This is a genomic window from Zoogloea sp. JDB1, from assembly GCF_056724025.1.
In genome coordinates, this window is sequence record NZ_CM161496.1 from 2,574,412 (window position 1) to 2,593,509 (window position 19,098).

The following is a 19,098-nucleotide window of genomic DNA, read 5'->3' on the forward strand; positions in this document are numbered from 1 at the left end:
GATCGGTATATCATTGACCATCAAGCCTGAACAGAAGATCTGATGAGAAAACACCAGATTCGTGCGCTTTCGCTGGTGGTTTTTGTGGTGCTCGGTGTATTGCTGGTGCTGTGGTGGTCCGGTCCGCGAGAGGGGCGTCCGGGGGCGTCCGGTGGTACGGCCGGTGAAGCCGTCACGAGCACGGCCAGCGATGTGCGTGAGCTGCGCCTGGGATTGAATATTGCCGCCGGCAGCGCGCTGCATGCCGCGGCGCTGCGCTTTGCCGAACAGGTCGGCGAGCAGAGCAAGGGCAAGCTGAAGGTTACGGTGTTTCCCGACCAGCAGCTGGGCAGCGACGACCAGATGCTGGAAATGGCGCGCAGCGGCAAGCTCGACCTGGTGCTGACGCCCACAGCCAAGCTCAGTTCGGCGATCCCGGCCATGCAGTACGCCGACCTGCCGTTCTACTTCGCCAGTCGCGAAGAGCTTTACGCGATGCTCGATGGCGAGCCGGGCCGTATGCTGTTGTCCAAGCTGGGCGGGATCAACCTGGTGGGCCTGGCATTCTGGGAAAACGGTTTCAAGCAATTTACCGCCAATACGCCGATCCGCCGCCCGCAGGATTTCGCGAAGCTGCGCATCCGCACGATGAAGAGCCGCATCATCGCCGACCAGTTCGAGGTGCTCGGTGCCCAAGCCATCCCGATCGATTTCCACGCCACTTACAAGGCGCTGGCCGATGGTGCGGTGGACGGCGAGGAAAACCCGCTGGTCGCCATTGTCGGCATGCGTTTCCACGAGGTGCAGAAATACCTGACCCTCAGCAATCATGCCTATCTGGCCTACGTGTTCTCGGCCAGCAAGACGGTATTCGAGTCCCTGTCGCCAGAGATGCGCGAGGTCGTCCGGCGCAACGCCCAGGCGCTCACGGTGTGGGAACGCGAGGAAACGTCCCGCCGCGAGGCCCAGTTCATCGAGACCGTCCGGGCTGCTGGTGTCGAGATCCATACCCTGACGCCGGATGAGCGCGAGGCCTTCCGCAAGGCACTGGCTCCGATTGCCGACAAGTTCGGCTTCGACGTGGGCTATGACTTGCTGGTCAAGACCGAGGAACTGCGCCACCAGCGGCAGGAGGGCGCCGAGGCCTCGGCCGGTGTGCGGCGTCCGCCGCCGCTGGTGGTCGGCATCGATGCGGATTTCTCGATGCGCAGCGCCCAGGGCGGTGGGGCCATCTACCGGGGGGTGCAACTGGCCGTCGAGGAGATCAACGCGGACGGTGGCATCCGGGGCGTGCCGCTGCGGGTGGTCGGTCTGGACCACGCTACAAATGCGCAGGTGGGGCGGCAGAACCTCGCCCGCTTCGCAGCCATGCCGTCGCTGCTGGCCGTCGTCGGCGGCGTGCAGACGGCCGTCATTGCGGATGAACTGGAGGACATCCACCGCCTGCAGATCCCCTTCCTGATTCCGTGGGGAACCGGGCGTGGCTTGGTCGAGCACGGGCATCGACCGAACTACACCTTCCGCGTTTCGGTCAGCGACAGCCTGGCGGCGCCCTTCCTGCTGGAGCACGCATTGCGCGTCGGCGGCCGGGTGGTCGTGCTGCTCGAACGTTCGGCCTGGGGGCGCAGCAACGACGAGGTGCTCAAGCCGATAATCGACAAACTGCCGGCAGGCCGCGTGGAGATCGAGTGGTTCAACGTGGGCGATGCGGGGACCGAGGCCCGGCTGCATGCGATTGCCGGCAGCGATGTGGCGGCGCTGGTGCTGGTCGCGAACGCGCTCGAGAGCCAGAAGATCGTGCAGGCGCTGGCACGCCAGGACAAACCCCTGCCGGTGTTCGCGCACGTGGCGCTGACCGGCGGCAATTTCTGGCAGACCACCCAGGGCGCACTGCAGCATGTGGATCTGCGCTTCGTGCAGTCCATCCTGATGGACGATGCGTCAACGCATCCCCGCTTCAGGAGGTTCCTTGACCATTACCGGGAGCGCTACGGCCTTGGCCGGGACGAGATGGTGCCGTCCCTGATCGCCAGCGTGCATGCCTATGAGCTGACCCTCATGCTGGCTCGGGCCGCGCGCCAGGCGCGGCCGGACGATCATGCCGCCGTGCGCAGTGCGCTGGAGTCCCTGGGGGCTTACCCGGGCGTGCTGCGCGATTACAAGCAGCCCTTCACTGCGGAGCGTCATGATGCGCTCGAACGCGGGCAACTGCGCCTGGCGCGTTTCGACGCCCGCGGCCGTATCGTGGCCGCAGAATGAAACTGGCCTTCATCACCCGGAGCGTCCGCCGGCGGATCACCTGGGTTTTTGGATTGTTCGTCGCGCTGTCGATGGTCACCGTGGCGACCACGGTGGGCTTTCGCCTCCATTCGGCGATCACCACCAACCTGACCCACGAACTGGAAGAGCGGGCCCGCCAGGACGCCCGGCTGCTGCTGCAGCGTTTCGACTATCTGCTCGAAAGCGCCAACGTGCTGGTCAGGAATCCGCTGGTGGTGAACGGCCTCAACGACGCTCAGGGGCGCGAGACCTACCTGCCGGAGCTGATCAAGAACTTCCGCGAGGGGCGCGACGTATTCGCTGTGGCCTTGCTCGGCTATGACGGCAAGCCGGTGTATTCGACGCTGGATACGCTGCCGACCTACGAGGCTTCGGCCGAACTGCGCAGCACGCTGGCCAATGGCGTGGTCAGCTACCTGATCGATCGCAGCCACGGGCACTGGGTCGTTTTCGTGCCGGTGACCTATTACAGCACCACGCAAGGGGTTCTGGTGGTGGTGTACGACCTGGGGGCCGTGGCCCGTCGCGTGCTGCCCGCCGACCCGCTGCTCGGCCACCGCCTGCTGGTGGCGGACCAGACCCTGTTCGCGCATCCGGCCTCCGATGCGAGCGACCTGCTGATCGCTCGCAAGGCCGTCAATGACAACAATCGCAGCTTCCTCGATGGCCTCGGGCTGCAGCTCGAAGTGTCGGCGCCACGCCAGCACTACCTCGCCCCGGCCTTCAGCGCCATCCGCGACGTGGCGCTGCTGGGGCTGGTCCTGACCCTGGTGGCGATCGCAATCGCCTACTGGATCGGCTTCTCGGTGTCGCGCCCCATCGTGTTGCTGCGGGAGCGGGTGGCCGCCGCCGACGGCAGCCCGGAGCGCCATTGCGCACCGCTGGGTACCCACGACGAACTGGAAGAGTTGGCTGGTATGTTCGACCAGCGCACCCACGAGCTGCGGGACATCCAGTTGCACCTGGAGGATCTGGTGGACCAGCGCACCCGCGAGCTGGCCGTGGCCAAGGAGGCCGCGGAGGAGGCAAGCCGCTTCAAGAGCAGCTTCCTCGCCAACATGAGCCACGAGATCCGCACGCCGATGAACGCGATTGTCGGCCTGACCCACCTGATCCGCCGCTCGGCAGTGGATTCGCGGCAGATCGAGCAGCTCGACAAGATCTCCCAGGCGGCGCGCCATCTGCTGGGCATCATCAACGACATCCTTGATTTCTCGAAGATCGAGGCCGGCAAGCTGACCATCGAGAACGCCGATTTCGAGCTCGACCGGGTCTTCCGCAACCTCAACGATCTGATCTGCGACCGGGCTGCCGAGAAGGGGCTGGAGGTCATCAACCGCATCGACCCGGCCATCCCGGTGATGTTGCATGGTGACCAGATGCACCTCGGGCAGATCCTGGTCAATTTCGCCAGCAACGCGGTCAAGTTCACCGATGCCGGCTGCGTGATCTTCCGGGCGCGGCTGCTGGGCGAGGATTCCAGCGCGGTGATGGTGCGCTTCGAAGTCAGCGATACCGGCATCGGCCTCAGCGAAGAACAGCGTACCCGCCTGTTCCAGGCCTTCACACAGGCCGATGCATCAACCACCCGCAAATTCGGCGGCACCGGTCTTGGACTGGCGATCAGCAAGCGCCTGGTCGAACTGATGGGGGGCCGTGTCGGCGTCGATAGCGTATTCGGCAAGGGCAGTACTTTCTGGTTCGAGCTGCCGTTGCAGCGTGCCACCGATGTTCCGGCCCCCCGTGGCCGGGTGAAGCTCGACGAGACCCTGCACGTGCTGGTGGTGGACGACAATGCCGACGCGCGCACGGCGCTGGAGGATATGCTCAATGCATTTGCCGTGCGGGTGACGACGGCGGATTCCGGTGAGCATGCGGTGGCTCTGGCCCGTGAGGCGCTGCTGGGTGGCAGCCCGTTCAACCTTATCCTGATGGATTGGGCGATGCCAGGCATGGACGGCATCGAGACGAGCCGTCGGATCCAGGCCCTCGGTTCCGACGCAAAGATCATCCTGGCCACCGCCTACAGCAGCGAGTGGACCGTCGAGCAACTCCACACGATGGGCATCCAGTCCCAGCTGAGCAAGCCGGTCACGCCATCGATGTTGCACGATGCCATCGTCGAGGTGTTCTCCGGCGTGACATCGCGTCCGGCTGCGCCGGCGGCCGTGGATCTGTCGCCGCTGCGCGGCCGCTATATCCTGCTGGCCGAGGACAATCCGGTGAACCAGGAAGTGGCCCTCGCGCTGCTGGAGGAAACCGGGCTGCGTGTGGATGTCGCCAATGATGGCGTCGAAGCGCTGCAGAAGGCTGCCCACACCGCTTACGACCTGGTCTTGATGGATGTGCAGATGCCGAATATGGATGGTCTAGAGGCGACCCGCGCTCTGCGTCAACTGCCACAGTGCAAGTCCCTGGCCATCCTGGCGATGACCGCAAATGCCTTTGACGAAGACCGGCGGGCTTGCCTGGAGGCCGGCATGAACGACCACGTCGCCAAGCCGGTGGACCCCGACAGCCTGTTTGCCGCGTTGATCCACTGGATGCCGCCCCTGGCCCCGGTGCCGGTGGCCAGCCACGGCGAGCACGGTGACGCGGCGGTATTGGCTGGGAGGGAGCAGGCGCTGCGGGAGGCTCTGGCCGGCATCGATGGCGTGGATCTGGATTTCGGGCTCAGCCTGGTCCGTGGGAAGTTCGCCACCTATCGGCGTCTGCTGGCCATGTTTGTCGATACCCATGAGGGGGAGGTCATACGTATCCGGGGGGCACTGGATGCCGGCGACCTGGATGCCGCCCAGCGGGCCGCCCATTCCCTCAAGGGCAGTGCGGCCAGTCTGGGGCTGGTGCGCATCCAGCAGGCCGCCGCTGCGGTCGAGGCGCCGCTGAAGGGGGCCGCCGAAGGGGCTGCGGCGGCATCGCGAACTGCGCTGGTCGATCTGGAGAACGAGCTGCCACGGCTGTTGGAACGATTGCGCAAGTTGCTGTGAGTCGATGCCTGTATTGGGCGTTCCCGCACGGATTTTGAGTGACGGAGTGCCACCGAGGCGCGGGGCGCGACGCGTATCATCCTTCGGATGAAGTTGTGTGGTGTATCCCTCCGTCTGGTGCCGCTCGTGCGGCTGGTGGTCGTTATCCTGTCCGGTGTTTTCGCGGTGGGCGCCCATGCGGCCGGCGTATTGCGCGTGCTCGCCTGGCCGGGCTATGCGGATGCGGAAGTGATCCGCAGCTTCGAGCAGAAGAGCGGTGTGCGGGTCGAGCTGACGGTGGTCGATACCGACGAGAGCCTGTGGCAGAAGGTCAGTGCCAACGGTGGGCGTGATTTCGACGTCATGGCCGTCAATACCGCCGAACTGCAACGCTACATCGCCGCCGATCTGGTCCAGCCGGTGGATCCGGCGCGGATCGCTGGTACGCGCCGCCAGTTGCCGCGTTTCCGCAAACTGGCCGACATCCCGGGACTGGTCCATGTCCGCCAGGGCAGGGCTGAGGCCTATGCGATTCCCTACACGTATTCGACGATGGGGCTGATCTATGACCGCCGCCAGTTTGCCGAAGCCCCCGCGTCCATTTCGGTACTGTGGGAGCCCCGCTACAAGGGCAAGGTGCTGGCCTACAGCGGTGGTGCCCACAGTTTTTCGCTGGCGGCCCAGGCGCTCGGCTTTCCATCGCCATTTCGTCTGCAGGGCACCGAGTGGGCACGGGCGGTGGACAAGCTGATCGCACTGCGCCGTAACGTACTGGGCTTCTACAACCGTCCCGAGGAGTCGGTGCAGTTGTTCCTGCGCCATCGTGTCGCGCTGATGTTCGCCAACTACGGATTGCAGCAGTTGCACATGCTGCGTGCCGCTGGCGCGGACGTGGGCTACGTGATTCCCCGCGAAGGTGCGTTGGCTTGGCTCGACTGCTGGGCAGTCACCCGCGGCGCCCAGGACGTCGATCTGGTCCATGCCTGGATAGACCACCTGCTCGGCGACACGGCCAGCGGCCTGCTGGCCCGTCGCCAGGGCCTGGCCAACACCCTGGTCGAGTCGGATGCGGGTACTTCGTCCGACCGCATCGTCTGGCTGGCGGCGGTCGAGGATGCGCCCCGGCGGGAAGCCTTGTGGGCGCGCATCCGCTCGGGCGACCGGGCCACACGGGTGCTGGGGCCATGAAGGTGGGCATCGCAGTACGCCTGGGCCTTGCGCTGGCCCTCGTCGGAGTGCTGGCCGCCGGGCTGACCGGCTACTACGGCTACGCCGAGAGCCGCGCGATGCTGGTGGCTGCGGCGGAAGAGCGCCTGCTCACGTCGACGCGGGTGCTGGTACGCCAGCTGACGGTTGGCCTCGAGAACACCGCCCGCGACGTGTGCCTGATCGCGGAGCATCCCCAGGCTGCACGCCTGCTGCGGCGTGCCGACCCGGCCATGCAGATCAGCAGCGAGCGCAATGTGGCGCTACTCTTCCAGCGTATGCTTGAAACCCACCCCGAGTATTTTCAGATGCGCCTCATCGATGCTGCCGACCATGGTCTTGAGAGGATTCGTGTCGACCGGGACGTCAGTGGCGTGGTGCGTATCGAAGGGGATGAGCTGCAGGAAAAAGGGCATTACCCGTATGTCTTCGAGACGGTGAACCTGCCGGCGGGGGCGGTGTATGTCTCGCGGGCGGAGATCAACCACGAAGTCGGCGCCCATGCGGGGCAGGGCAAGCCGTCACTGCAGGTGGCTGCGCCGATCCGGGATCGGGCGGACGGACCGGTGCTCGGCCTGGTAGTGATCAACGTGGACCTGAACGGTCTGTTTGCCCAGTTGGCGGCCGACCTGCCGCCCGGTCTGCAGCTCTATCTGAGCAACGGGCGTGGCGATTTCCTGATTCATCCCGACCCCGGCCAGGCCTTTGCCTTCGATCGTGGGCAGCGGGCCTCCGTGCAGGAACAGTTTCCAGCGACCGCAGCCCTGCTGACGGGGCGGACGGAGCAGGCTGGCCAACTGGTGACCACGTCCCGGCCAGCAGGGCGGGAGGCCGTGGTGGCGGCTTTCGTACGCCAGCATTTCACCAGCCTGCATAGTGAGGACGATTTCATCCTGGGCTTGTCCCAGCCGCTTGCTGCGGTGGTCGAACAGAGCGCCCGTCTGGGGAGCGCAACGCTGCGCATCGTCGTGGGCTTCAGCGCGCTGGCCGTGCTGCTGGCCTTCCTGCTGGCACGGGCGCTGACCCGGCCGCTCAACCAGATCGTGCTGGCGGTGCGTGGTTATGCGCCCGGCCTGCCCGGTGGACGCCTGCCGAGCGCCAGGCAGGATGAGATCGGCGTGCTGGCGCGCAGCATCGAGGACATGCAGCAGCAGATCCGCATCCAGTTCGGCAGCCTGGAAGAGAAGCAACGCGCCCTCGACCGCCTGGCCAGCCACGACAGCCTGACGGGGCTGCCGAACCGGCGCCTGTTCCTCGACCGCCTCGACCAGGCCCTGGCCCATGCGCGGCGCAAGGACGGGCATCTGGCGCTGCTGTTCATCGACCTGGACAACTTCAAGATCATCAACGACAGCCTTGGCCACGCAGCCGGGGATGCGGTGCTGTGTGCTGCTGCGGTGCGCTTGCAGCAACTGGTGCGGGCCAGTGACACGGTGGCCCGCCTGGGCGGTGACGAGTTCATCGTGCTGCTCGACGGAGCCGACGATCCCGAAGCCATTGCGCACCTGGCCGAGAAAGCGCTGGGGGCGCTGGCCCAGCCTGTCATGCACAAGGGCCAGGCCTTGCAGTCCGGCGGCAGCATCGGCGTATCCCGCTATCCCCATGACGCAACCGGTGCCACGGAGCTCATCGCCATGGCCGACAAGGCCATGTACCGGGCCAAGAGCGGTGGTCGGCAGCGAGCCTGCTTCGCGGAAGAAGCCCCCTGAGCCGCCGCTGGGCCCAGGGGGGCTCAGTGCAGGGTTTCGGGCTTGGTCAGCGGCTGCACGTCCACCCACACGTCGCTGCCGTCGTCGGTTTCGCGGATCTGCAGGCCGAAGCTGGCAAAGGCGGCCTGCACGTCGCGGCGCAGCGGGATGTCGGCCAGTTCGCCGGGGCCGATGGCGTGCCCGGCGGCCAGGTGCTGGGCGGTGGCGGCCCAGATCGGCGACAGGAAGGACTTGGACACCAGCTCATGCATCTCGGCACTGATGGCGGACAGCGGCTGGCCGAGGCCGTCGAGGTAGCCCTGCACGTGGGCGACGGCCTGCATCAGGTGGGCGATGCGACCGAGGCTCTTGGCGAACAGGCCGTCCAGGTCCTGGTCAGCGAAGTACAGGGTGATTTCCTCCTGCATGCCGTCCGGCAGGGCCTGCAGCAGCGCGGCCAGGTGGTTCAGCAGCAGGTCGGCATCGGCCGGCACCGACCAGGCGCTGCGCCGGTTGATGCGGTATTCCTGCCACATGGCGCTGACGATGGGCGCCAGCGCCCTGGCCAGCGGTGCGTCGGATGCGGCTTCCGGAGTGGCCTGGGCATCATGCAGGCGCCAGCATTCCTTGTGCAGGTGGTGGATCAGGCGTGCGATCTCGGCGCCGTCGCCGGACAGGATCTGCCACAGCTTGCTGCCATCGAAAAGCAGGGCCAGCTTGCCCTCGTCGGCAACGATGCGCGACAAATGCTCGTCGGTGACCGGCGTTGCGCCGAAGCGCTGCTCGGCGGCGGGCAGGTCGTCGACGACACGGATGCGCGACAGGCTGGACAGGTCGAGGTCCTCGTCCCGGTCCTGAATGCGTTCCAGCAGGGCTTCGATGACCTGGCGAAGGGTATTCGCGTTGGCGGTGGAGACGGGACCGTCGAATTCGATATTCATGGTCGGAGACACGATTCCTGAAATGAAAAGGCCCGGCATCCGGCCGGGCCCGCCTGGGGCACTGCTTATTCCTCGACGTGGCGCAGGGACAGGTCGATGGCGCGGACGTCCTTGGTCAGGCTGCCGATGGAGATGCGGTCCACGCCGGTTTCGGCGATGGCGCGCACGCGTTCCAGGTTGACGCCGCCGGAGGCTTCCAGTTCGGCGCGGCCCTTGTTGATGCCGACCGCGTCGCGCATCTCGTCGAGGCTCATGTTGTCGAGGAGGATCATCTTGGCGCCGGCGGTGAGGGCTTCCTCGAGCTGGACCAGGTTCTCGACTTCGACTTCGATGAATACGTTGGACGGGGCGATGGCGCGGGCTTGCTCGATCACGGCCTTGATGCTGCCGGCGGCGATGATGTGGTTTTCCTTGATCAGGATGCCGTCGTAGAGGCCGACGCGATGGTTGGTGCCGCCGCCGACCTTGACCGCGTACTTCTGCGCCAGGCGCAGGCCGGGCAGGGTCTTGCGGGTATCGACGATCTTGGCCTGGGTGCCGGCCACGGCCTGCACGAAGGTGGACGTGAGGGTCGCGGTGCCGGATAGCAGCTGAACGAAGTTCAGCGCGGTGCGTTCGGCGGTGAGTAGCGCGCGGGCGCTGGCATCCACTTCGCACAGCAGCTGGCCGGGTTTGATGCGCTCGCCGTCACGGGCGTGCCAGATCACCGAGGCGTCGGGCTCCAGCGCGGTGAAGGCGGCGTCGAACCACGCGGTGCCGCACAGCACGGCATCTTCGCGGGTGATCACGCGGCCGCGGGCGGTGCGGTTGGTGGGGATGAGGCGGGCGGTGAGGTCGCCGGTGCCGATGTCTTCGGCCAGGGAGGCCGCCACGGAGCGCTGGACTTCAACGCGAAGCTGTTCTGCAAATTCCATCGGGGTTCACCTAAGATGTATCGGCCCGAATTCTAACACTTGGGGGGAGCGCGTCATGGGCACGATGATGGGGGTGCTGGAGGTCAGCCTGGGCGTCTTGATCGCCTTGATACTGGTGGGCGGTACGATCTACTGGTATGTGCAGGACATCACCCAGAAAAAGCACGCGATCCTGCGCAACTACCCGCTGGTTGGGCATCTGCGCTATTTCTTCGAGCAGCTCGGCGAATATTTCCGCCAGTACTTCTTCCTCGGCGACCGGGAGGAGATGCCTTTCAACCGGGCTACCCGCGGCTGGGTGTACCGCCTCGCCAAGGACGAGGGCGGGGTAATCGGGTTCGGCTCCACCTACGATATGCGCCATCCCGGCGCGCTGATCTTCGTGAACGCCGGCTTCCCGGTGCTGGAGGACGAGCAGGAGCCCACCGCGCCGCTGGGCATCGGGGTCGGCTACGCGGCTAAGCCCTTCACAGCACGCTCCATCGTCAACATCAGCGGCATGAGTTACGGTGCGCTGTCGAAGCCGGCGGTGCAGGCCCTGTCGCGGGGCGCGGCGGAGGCCGGCTGCTGGATCGACACCGGTGAAGGAGGACTGGCGCCGGCTCACCTGGAAGGGGGGGCGGACATCATCATGCAGATCGGCACCGCCAAGTATGGGGTGCGCGATGCAGACGGCCACCTGTCCGACGCGCGCCTGCGCGAGCTGGCCGCCCACGAGACGGTGCGGGCCTTCGAGATCAAGCTGTCCCAGGGGGCCAAGCCGGGTAAGGGCGGTGTGCTGCCGGCCGCCAAGGTGACGCCGGAGATTGCCGCAATCCGCGGCATCCCGGTGGGCGTGGACTCGATCAGCCCCAATCGCCACCGGGACGTGGCCAACGTGAATGAGCTGCTGGACATGGTCGTGCGGGTGCGCCAGGTGACTGGCAAGCCGACCGGCATCAAGACGGCCATCGGCGGGCGGCGCTTCATGCACGAGTTGTGCGAGGCCATCGTGCGGCGCGGGCCGCAGGACGCGCCGGACTTCATCACCGTGGATGGCGGCGAGGGCGGTTCGGGCGCGGCGCCACAGGCGCTGGCCGATCACATGGCCTTGTCCATCGACGAGGCGCTGCCGCGGGTGGTGGACACGTTGATCGAGTTCGACCTGCGTGAGCGCATCCGCGTGATCGCCTCCGGCAAGCTGGTCACCTCTGCGCGGGCCGCATGGGCGCTGGCCTGCGGGGCGGATTTCGTGAACACCGCGCGGGGCTTCATGTTCTCGCTTGGCTGTGTGCAGGCCATGCGCTGCCATCAGAACACCTGTCCGACCGGCATCACCACCCACAACGCCAAGCTGCAGCGCGGGCTGGTGGTGGAGGAGAAATACCTGCGGGTTGCCAACTACGCTCGCAACATGAACCGCGAGATCGACATGATCGCCCACGCCTGCGGCCTCCGGCAGGCCCGGGAGTTCCGCCGCGAGCACGTGCGCCTGGTGCAGCCGGACGGACGCAGCGAGGCCTTCAACATGCTTTATCCCTACCCTGAGCCGGGCTGCGAAGGGCGGGGCCACTACTGAAGCTCCTGTCGGTTTGCCGGCCGGGGGGGCGAGTTTTGCCGGTGGGCAGGGTTTTCCCCAAAATGGGTTAAAAGGCTGGCGGGACATGCGGTCCGTTGCGACTGCGGCTGGTGGATCCCGCCGGCAGTTTTTTCCGTTCTGCCGTCGAAGGTCCGCGTGAGGCTTCCGGCTCCGCTTCAAGGTTGCGGGAAGCTGCTGTTTCCGGGGATTTGGCTTAACCCAACTTTACCCGTCTTAACCCCTTGTGTCGGTCAGATAGGGGCATTCCGGCCGTTAAGTTGCTAGAGAGCAGAGCCTGGTCCGCAGTCGGCGGAAGCGGGCCCGGAAAGCACCTAGGCTTTTCCCGGTTACTTACGGAAAGGAATGCACCATGGTCAGCAGCGTAGGCAGTAATTACAGCTCCGTTTCGGCATACACGACGCGAACGCGCCCCGATCCGGCCGAGCTGGCAAGCAAGCTGTTCTCCAAACTCGACACCAAGGGCCAGGGCTACATCCAGGAAAGCGATCTGGAGTCAGCCTTCAACCAGGTCTATTCGTCCGCGTCGTCTTCATCCTCCAGCGCGGCGACGGATTCGTCCGCGGCTAGCCAGGCTTCGACGGACGCCACCCAGCTTTTCTCGGCGCTGGATAGCGACGGCAACGGGCAGTTGACGGAAAGCGAGTTTTCGAGTGGCTTGCAGAAGCTCGCCGAGGCTCTCGACAGCCAGGCATTCAGTAGCCGCATGCAGGGTGCGAGTGGAATGCCGCCGCCCCACGGTCACCACGGGGATGGCGATGGGGACGGTGACGATCAGAACGACACAGGCTTTACCAAGGACCAACTCACCAGCCAGTTGCAGCAGATCGGCTCGACCGACAGCCAGCGCTCCAGCATGATCTCCGACGTCGTCAATAACTTCGACAAGGCCGACACCGACGGTGACGGTAAGGTGACGCTGCAGGAGGCGATGGCGTACGAGCAGTCCCAGAACACCACGTCGTCCGCCTCGGCGAGCGCCACCGCGACGGCGACGTCCTCCACCGACTCGGCGTCCGCCGTGGCGTCCAGCTCCATGACCAGCCACCACGAAGGGAGGATGATGCATCGCCTCATGGAGCTGATGCGTACTTATGGTTCGAACAGCGGCACGTCGGACAGTACGAGCAGCGCCAGCAGCATCACGGTGTCCGCCTGAGGCTTCTTTCTGACGAGGACCTCGTGGGGATTCCATGTATGGGTGGTGCCTTGTGGGGGTGAAGCGATGCACCTCCACAAGGGCCCGGGGGCTGCTTCGGGGGAACCCGAAGGAGACTCAGCGCACGTCGAAATTGGTCGCCGTCGGGGCGAAGCCGCTTTCCTGGTATTCCACGTCGCCGTCCCGTGCCCACACGTAGTGAGGCTGGTCGGCGGGCGCCAGGTAGACGGCACCGGCCGGGACGGGCTGGACCCGCGTTTCGTCGAAGATTGTGCCGAAGCCCACGTACAGGGTGCCCGACAGTACCGTTGTGATCCGGTCGTCCGGATGGACATGCACGCCGATGCGCCCGCCTTGGGCCAGGCGCAGGCGGAGCGCGTAGGGGCCGGGGCCCGTTTCGGTGCCGATCAGCCAGGCGGCTTGCAGGCCCGGTAGATTGGGCGGCTCGACCCAGCTGACCTGGGCCGGGATGATGGCCTGGACCGTCGGGCCGGGCAGTTCCGGGGCCACGGGCATTGCGGCATCGCCGCCGGGGGCTTCGACCGACGGGATGTCGTCGGAGGTGTCGGCCGGGGTGTCGGGGTCGCGCTCTGCATGGGCCGTTGTGCAGGTGAGGGCTACGGCGAGGGCCACCACGGCATACAGGGGCTGCAGGGTTCTACGCATCGGTGGAATCCACTCGTAAGGACGCCGCAGCTTACCAGCGGTTTATCGATCTGGTATCGAATTCGGTATCGCTGTCCGCCGTGGTCGGACGATAGGCGACGAAGACCTGGTCTTCGGGGATCCCCGCGTGGCGCGCGATGCCCATGACGGCTGCTTTGAGCAGAGCGTCCTCTTGAATGCCCCCCATGCCGTCCTCGGTCACCCGCAGCTCGGCCAGTACCGGCTGGGCGTTGCCGGACATCAGAGCCATGGCCAGCCCGGCGACGGCCGGATGTTGTTCGGCCAGGAAGGTCCAGCTCACGGAAACCTGCTCCGGTGCCAGCCCAGCGGCATGGGCTAGATCGAGGCGGATTGCGTCGAGCAGCGGCCCGGTGTCACGTGCGTCGGGGAAGGCCTGGGAGCGGATGTGCAGAAAGGGCATGGCAGGATTCCTGGCGGAGAGTCGATACCTGCCGTTCAGTATCCGGGCAAGCAGGCCGTGCTCACAAGGCCTGTTCGACGCGCGTGCACACCTGCGTAGCCAGGTCGTCGGAGAGGCAGTCGATTTCCACCAGGTCGCCCCAGTTCTCGCGGAAGTTGCGCTGCCAGGTGATCTGCCGCTTGGCGAGCTGGCGAGTGGCGAAGATGCCCTTGTCGCGCATGGTCGGCAGGTCGATGTAGCCGTCGAGGTACTCAAGGGCCTGGCGGTAGCCGACGCAGCGCATCGACGGCAGATTCGGGTCGAGCTGATAATGCTTGCGCAGCGTGATGACCTCATCGACAAAGCCGGCCAGCAGCATGGTGTCGAAGCGGCGGGCGATGCGGGCGTGCAGCACGGCCCGGTCGCTGGGCGTCAATGCGAGTGGGATGTAGCGGTGGCTGTCGGTGTGCTGCTCCCGGCGGGCGTAGCTGGCGGCCAGCGGCTGGCCAGTGAGGCGGACGATCTCCAGCGCGCGCTGGATGCGCTGGGCGTCGTTGGGTTCGAGGCGGGCGGCGGCATCAGGGTCAAGCCGGGCCAACTCGGCGTGCAGCGCCGGCCAGCCGTCGCGGGCGGCGGCGTCCTCGATCTCCCGGCGCAGTTCGGCATCTGCCTCCGGCAGGTCCGACAGGCCTTCGCGCAACGCCTTGTAGTACAGCATGGTGCCGCCGACCAGCAGCGGGATGCGGCTGCGGGCGGTGATCTCGACCATCAGGCGACGCGCATCTTCGCAAAAGCGGGCGGCAGAATAGGCTTCCTCGGGGCTGACGATGTCGATCAGGTGGTGCGGGCAGACGGCCTGCTCGTCCCGGCTGGGCTTGGCGGTGCCGATGTCCATATCGCGGTACACCAGCGCCGAATCGACACTGACGATTTCCACCGGCAGCCGCTGGGCGAGGGACAGCGCGCAGGCGGTCTTGCCGCTGGCGGTGGGGCCCATCAGCAGGATGGCGGGCGGGAGAGGCTGTGTTTGGGGCATGATGCGCCTTTTCTGTGGACGCGCATTGTAGCGGGTGGGATGTGGGCGTGAGGATGGGGATGAGGTGGTGGAGGCAGCTCTGGCTGCTGCTGGGCCTGCTGGCTCTGGCGGGCAGCGCCGTGGCGAAAGGGCCGCTGTATCTGTGGGAGCTCAGCGACGAGCAGGGCCGGCCGCGGGCCTGGCTGTACGGCACGATTCACGTCTGCGATGCGGGCTGTTTTCCGCTGCCGGGGCGGGTCCGGGCGGCGCTGGCGGAGGCGGACAGCCTCGGGCTGGAACTGGATCCGGAGGATCCGGCCCTGTCGCCGCGCTTGCTGCAGGCCAGCCTGTTGCCCGCCGGGCGGCGGCTCGACGACATGCTGTCCCCTGAGCTGCGGGGCCGCCTGGCCCGCGTGCTGACTCGCTACGGACTGCCGGCGGACGCCATGCAGCGCATGCAGCCCTGGATGGTCGGTACCTTGCTGACCTTGCAGTCGGCCCAGCGGGCCGGGCTGGGGACCAGCCAGGGCGTCGACCTGTGGCTGGCCCGCAGCGCGCGGGCCCGTGGCCAGTCCGTGTGGGCGCTGGAGACCGTCGAGCGGCAGGTGTCGGCGATGGGGGCCGGCGGCGACGCCGCGCAGGTGGCGAGCCTGGCCGAAACGCTTGGCCTGATCGAAAGGGATGAGGCCGAGCCCTATTTCCGTCGCCTGCTGACGGCCTGGCGGCGCGGCGACAGTGTGGCGGTGGACCGTATGCTGCGTGAGGAGGCCAGCGTCGAAGCCATGACACCGATGCTCGCCGAGTTGCTCGACAGCCGAAACCGGGAGATGGCCGAGTCCATCGTGGCGCGCCTGCGCAGCGGCAGGCGGCCCTTTATCGCCGTTGGTGCTGGGCACTTCGGCGGGCCGAAGGGCTTGCTGGCGATGCTGGCCGACAGGGGCTTCCGCGCCCGTCAGGTGAGCGAGGAGTGAAGCGTCGGGTCGTCGCGCTGTTGCTGGCCGCACTGGCTGGCGTGGCGGAGGCGGTGCCGATCGCGGTGGATGTCGGCCACTACCTGGAACGTCCGGGGGCGACCAGCGCCTATGGGATCACCGAGTTCGAGTACAACCAGTCCCTCGCCGCGGTGCTGGCGGCGCGGCTGGCGGTGGAGGGGGTACCGGTGCGGCTGATCGGCTGGCGCGGCGAGATGGCCGAGCTGCGTGAACGGCCACGTCAGGCGGAAGAGGCCGGAGCGGGTTTCTTCCTGTCGGTCCACCATGATTCGGTGCATGGGAGCCAGCTGGAGCCTTGGGTCTGGAACGGGCGCGCGCTGCGCCATGCGGACGGCTTCGCTGGCTTCTCGCTGTATGTGTCGCGCCTCAATCCGCAGCTGGACCAGAGTCTGGCCTGCGCCCGTGCCATCGGCGCGGCCCTGCGGGATGCCGGTCTGCCGGTCGCGACCCACCATGCCGCAGCGCCTGGCCTGGGACTCGAATGGGCCGACGCGGCGCAAGGCGTGTATTACTACGACAACCTGGTGGTGCTGAAGACGGCGACCGTGCCGGCTGTACTGCTGGAGGCCGGGGTCATCGTCAATCGCGACGAGGAGCGCCAGCTGGCCGGGGCCGCGCGGCGGGCCCTGACGGCGGATGCGGTTGCGCGCGGCCTGCGGGGCTGCGGTGTGACGGTGAGCGACGGGCGCCGCTAGAGCATGATGTTGCATTGCGGAACCCAGCGGCTGTTGCGGTGATCCATCAGAGTCGCCACCGCGATGTCCGCGCCCACCATTTGAAAGGATCGACCCGAAAGCATGAAATCCGTCCTGTTGTCTTATTTTTCCGCGCTGCGCAGCCTCGGCCGGCCGGGCGTGCTGTGGCATCTGCTGTGGCCGACGCTCGCTGCGGCAGCCCTGTGGACGACCACGCTGATCCTCAGCTGGGGCAGCATCGTGGCCGTCGGCACCGACCTGATCACCCGCCTGCCGTTGGTCGGCCCCTGGCTGGCCGACTCGGAGACGGCGCTGCTGGTGGCCTTGTTCATGTTCAAGCTGGGCCTTGTGCTGCTCGCGCTGCCGATCATCTACGTGACGGCGGCTGCGTTGGTGGCGGCGGTGGCCTTGCCGTTGATGACCGAGAAAGTGGCCGTCATCGACTATGCCGACGTGGCCCGGCGCGCCGGCGGCAGCCAGATCGGCAGCGTGTGGAATGCACTGACCTCGGTGCTGCAGTTCCTCGTGCTGCTGGTCCTCAGTCTGCCCCTGTGGCTGATCCCCGGTGTCGGGTTGCTGATCTCCCTGCTGCTGACCGCGTGGCTCAACCAGCGGGCCTTCCGCTACGATGCGCTGATGGCCCATGCCGACAAGTTCGAGATGAAGGATCTGCCACGCCAGGAGGCCAGCGGCCTGTTCGGTGTCGGCCTGGTGGGGGCGGTGATGGCCCACGTGCCGGTCCTCAACCTGTTTGCGCCGGCCCTGGCGGGGCTGGCCTTCGTCCATTACCTGCTGTCGGCGCTACGCGTGGCGCGGCAGAACGAGAACATCATCGAGGTGCAGTGAATGACTCAAACAACCCAGCCGGCCTTCGGCGCCATCATCATCGGCGATGAAATCCTGTCCGGTCGCCGGGAGGACAAGCACCTGGCCAAGGTGCTGGAACTCCTCAAGGCCCGCGGTCTGCGCCTGGCGTCGGTGCGTTACGTGGGGGACGAGCGTCCGCGCCTGGTCCAGGCGCTGAAGGAGAGCTTCGCCAGCGACGACATCGTGTTCAGCTTCGGCGGCATCGGCGCCACACCGGACGACCACACCCGCCAGGCGGCGGCCGAGGCGTTGGGCCTGCCGCTGGCCCTGCATCCGCAGGCCGAGGCCGAGATCCGTGCCCGCTTCGGCGACGAGACCACGCCGCAACGCTTGCAAATGGGTGTCTATCCGGAAGGCAGCGACATCGTACCGAATCCCTACAACCGGATTCCCGGCTTCTCGATCCGCAAACACTTCTTCGTGCCGGGTTTTCCGATCATGGCCTGGCCAATGGTCGAGTGGGTGCTCGATACGCACTTCAAGCACCTGCACCACCAGGCCGACTACGTGGAGCGCTCGGTGATCGTGTGGGACGCGATGGAAGGCAAGCTGATCGACCTGATGGAACGCATCACCCTCGAGTTTCCCGACGCTACCCTGTTCAGCCTGCCCAGCGTGGGCGGGGAGGGCGGACGGCGTCACATCGAACTGGGCATGAAGGGGCCGGCTGCCCGCGTCGACGAGGCGATGGCGCTGATTACCGCCGAGCTGGAGCGGCGCGGCTACAGCTGGGAGCCGCCGACGGCGGACTGAGGTGAGCGCTGTGAGCGCCCCGTCCCGTTACCGGGATTTTCCGGGCCGGCGCTGGCTGGGTGTAGCGCTGCGTGCGGCGCATCTGGCCGGTGTGGTCGGTGTCGGTGCCGGCCTGGTCGGCGGAGGCGTGACGGACTCGCATTTCCCCGTGCTGCTGGTGCTGTCGGGTGCGGGCATGGCGGCGCTCGACGCGTGGTCCAACCCGCGCTGGCTGGCAGAGCCGGCGGGCCTGTCCCTGCTCGTCAAGTTCGCGCTGCTCGGCTGGTTCCTCATGGATGAGGCGAGGCGTCCGGCCTTGTTCTGGAGCGTACTGGTCTTCTCGGTCGTCTTCGCCCACGCGCCGGCGAGTTTCCGCCATTGGGGACGGCGCCCGCGACAGCCCCGGTAGCCGTGACGGATGTCACAAGGCTGAAGTCTTCATACCGTATGCTCGGTGCCGATGTGGTTGCAGGCAAGGGTATGCGCAATGAATGACGAGTGGATTCTGGAGAAGACGGTGGAGGGGTTGGCAGAGATCGCGAACCGCAGCCGTCGGGTGCCGAACCGTCTGCGGACCGTGCTGATCCTGGTGGATGGCCGCAACAGCGTCGGCCAGCTCTGCGCTTCGGCGGCCGCATTGGGCAATATCCGTGAGGCGCTGGCCGAGCTGCGCGAACTGGGGCTGATCGCCCCGCTGGATGGAGGCTTGCCGCCGGCCAGCAGGGCTTCGGTGCCGCCGGCTGCACGCCTGCAAGGGCCCCTGGCACGGCCGGAGCCCCAGCCGGGCCGCCGCCGCTCCCTGGCCTTGGCGCGTCTGTACCTGCTCAACGCGATGGAGCAGAGCCTGCGCCAGGCCGACCTGCCGGTACGCGAGCGCCTGCGCAACTGCACGACTCGGGCCGACCTGCTCGATGCCTTCGAGCTATGCCGCCAGATCGCCGCCGAAGTGGGCGTCGCCCACATCGACACCATCGAGGCCCAGTTCCTCGGCATGCTGCCGGACGAGGGCTGAGTCCCGTCGC

The 19,098-nt window shown here is 66.8% G+C and carries 17 protein-coding genes; 12 read left to right on the top strand and 5 right to left on the bottom strand.

Annotated elements, in window-relative coordinates; genetic code table 11:
- Window positions 1-42: 42 nt before the first annotated feature.
- From AC1PPK_RS11535 to AC1PPK_RS11550, 4 genes are all read left to right on the top strand, one after another.
- Entirely contained in the window at window positions 43-2,238 is a 2,196-nt protein-coding gene (locus tag AC1PPK_RS11535) for a DctP family TRAP transporter solute-binding subunit (protein WP_481117952.1), read from the top strand.
- Window positions 2,235-5,246, top strand: coding sequence for a hybrid sensor histidine kinase/response regulator (locus AC1PPK_RS11540; protein WP_481117953.1), 3,012 nt, complete (start codon window positions 2,235-2,237; stop codon window positions 5,244-5,246). Before AC1PPK_RS11535 ends, AC1PPK_RS11540 begins: the two co-directional genes overlap by 4 nt.
- Window positions 5,247-5,333: 87 nt before the next feature.
- Window positions 5,334-6,413 (top strand): extracellular solute-binding protein, encoded by a 1,080-nt coding sequence (locus AC1PPK_RS11545; RefSeq protein WP_481117954.1) that lies wholly within the window; start codon window positions 5,334-5,336, stop codon window positions 6,411-6,413.
- Window positions 6,410-8,140: a diguanylate cyclase domain-containing protein gene (locus AC1PPK_RS11550; protein WP_481117955.1), complete on the top strand. Its 1,731-nt coding sequence runs from the start codon at window positions 6,410-6,412 to the stop codon at window positions 8,138-8,140. The genes AC1PPK_RS11545 and AC1PPK_RS11550 overlap by 4 nt, the downstream gene beginning before the upstream one ends.
- A 23-nt stretch (window positions 8,141-8,163) precedes the next feature.
- On the opposite strand, the gene AC1PPK_RS11555 is transcribed toward AC1PPK_RS11550, so the two are convergent.
- Window positions 8,164-9,060 (bottom strand): hypothetical protein, encoded by an 897-nt coding sequence (locus tag AC1PPK_RS11555; RefSeq protein ID WP_481117956.1) that lies wholly within the window; start codon window positions 9,058-9,060, stop codon window positions 8,164-8,166.
- Window positions 9,061-9,125: 65 nt separating this feature from the next.
- Window positions 9,126-9,974, bottom strand: a complete 849-nt coding sequence (gene nadC, locus AC1PPK_RS11560; protein ID WP_374486572.1) for a carboxylating nicotinate-nucleotide diphosphorylase — start codon at window positions 9,972-9,974, stop codon at window positions 9,126-9,128.
- A gap of 55 nt (window positions 9,975-10,029) precedes the next feature.
- Here nadC and AC1PPK_RS11565 point away from each other — a divergent pair, with 55 nt between their 5' ends.
- Both AC1PPK_RS11565 and AC1PPK_RS11570 read left to right on the top strand, forming a co-directional pair.
- Window positions 10,030-11,532, top strand: coding sequence for an FMN-binding glutamate synthase family protein (locus AC1PPK_RS11565; protein ID WP_481117957.1), 1,503 nt, complete (start codon window positions 10,030-10,032; stop codon window positions 11,530-11,532).
- Between the two features lie 370 nt (window positions 11,533-11,902).
- Window positions 11,903-12,709 carry an EF-hand domain-containing protein gene (locus tag AC1PPK_RS11570; RefSeq protein WP_481117958.1) on the top strand — a complete coding sequence of 269 codons (807 nt, stop codon included), beginning with the start codon at window positions 11,903-11,905 and terminating at the stop codon, window positions 12,707-12,709.
- Window positions 12,710-12,826: 117 nt separating this feature from the next.
- Here the strand turns inward: AC1PPK_RS11570 and AC1PPK_RS11575 are convergent, their stop codons facing one another.
- From AC1PPK_RS11575 to miaA, 3 genes are all read right to left on the bottom strand, one after another.
- Window positions 12,827-13,375, bottom strand: a complete 549-nt coding sequence (locus AC1PPK_RS11575; protein WP_481117959.1) for a cupin domain-containing protein — start codon at window positions 13,373-13,375, stop codon at window positions 12,827-12,829.
- Window positions 13,376-13,406: 31 nt separating this feature from the next.
- Window positions 13,407-13,796: a hypothetical protein gene (locus AC1PPK_RS11580; RefSeq protein WP_481117960.1), complete on the bottom strand. Its 390-nt coding sequence runs from the start codon at window positions 13,794-13,796 to the stop codon at window positions 13,407-13,409.
- 61 nt (window positions 13,797-13,857) lie between these two features.
- A complete protein-coding gene (gene miaA / locus AC1PPK_RS11585; protein WP_481117961.1) occupies window positions 13,858-14,811 on the bottom strand; it encodes a tRNA (adenosine(37)-N6)-dimethylallyltransferase MiaA in 954 nt (317 codons plus the stop codon).
- Between the two features lie 59 nt (window positions 14,812-14,870).
- On the opposite strand from miaA, the gene AC1PPK_RS11590 reads away from it, so the two are divergent.
- The 6 genes from AC1PPK_RS11590 (at window position 14,871) to AC1PPK_RS11615 (ending at window position 19,088) form a co-directional block, all read left to right on the top strand.
- A complete protein-coding gene (locus tag AC1PPK_RS11590; RefSeq protein ID WP_481117962.1) occupies window positions 14,871-15,761 on the top strand; it encodes a TraB/GumN family protein in 891 nt (296 codons plus the stop codon).
- Window positions 15,758-16,477, top strand: a complete 720-nt coding sequence (locus AC1PPK_RS11595; protein WP_481117963.1) for an N-acetylmuramoyl-L-alanine amidase family protein — start codon at window positions 15,758-15,760, stop codon at window positions 16,475-16,477. The genes AC1PPK_RS11590 and AC1PPK_RS11595 overlap by 4 nt, the downstream gene beginning before the upstream one ends.
- Window positions 16,478-16,579: 102 nt before the next feature.
- The gene (locus AC1PPK_RS11600; protein ID WP_481117964.1) at window positions 16,580-17,323 is read left to right on the top strand and encodes an EI24 domain-containing protein; all 744 of its coding nucleotides are present in this window, start codon (window positions 16,580-16,582) and stop codon (window positions 17,321-17,323) included.
- Window positions 17,324-18,097 (top strand): competence/damage-inducible protein A, encoded by a 774-nt coding sequence (locus tag AC1PPK_RS11605; RefSeq protein WP_481117965.1) that lies wholly within the window; start codon window positions 17,324-17,326, stop codon window positions 18,095-18,097.
- Window positions 18,098-18,107: 10 nt separating this feature from the next.
- Window positions 18,108-18,485 (top strand): hypothetical protein, encoded by a 378-nt coding sequence (locus tag AC1PPK_RS11610; protein ID WP_481117966.1) that lies wholly within the window; start codon window positions 18,108-18,110, stop codon window positions 18,483-18,485.
- Between the two features lie 78 nt (window positions 18,486-18,563).
- Entirely contained in the window at window positions 18,564-19,088 is a 525-nt protein-coding gene (locus AC1PPK_RS11615) for a hypothetical protein (RefSeq protein WP_481117967.1), read from the top strand.
- Window positions 19,089-19,098 lie beyond the last annotated feature (10 nt).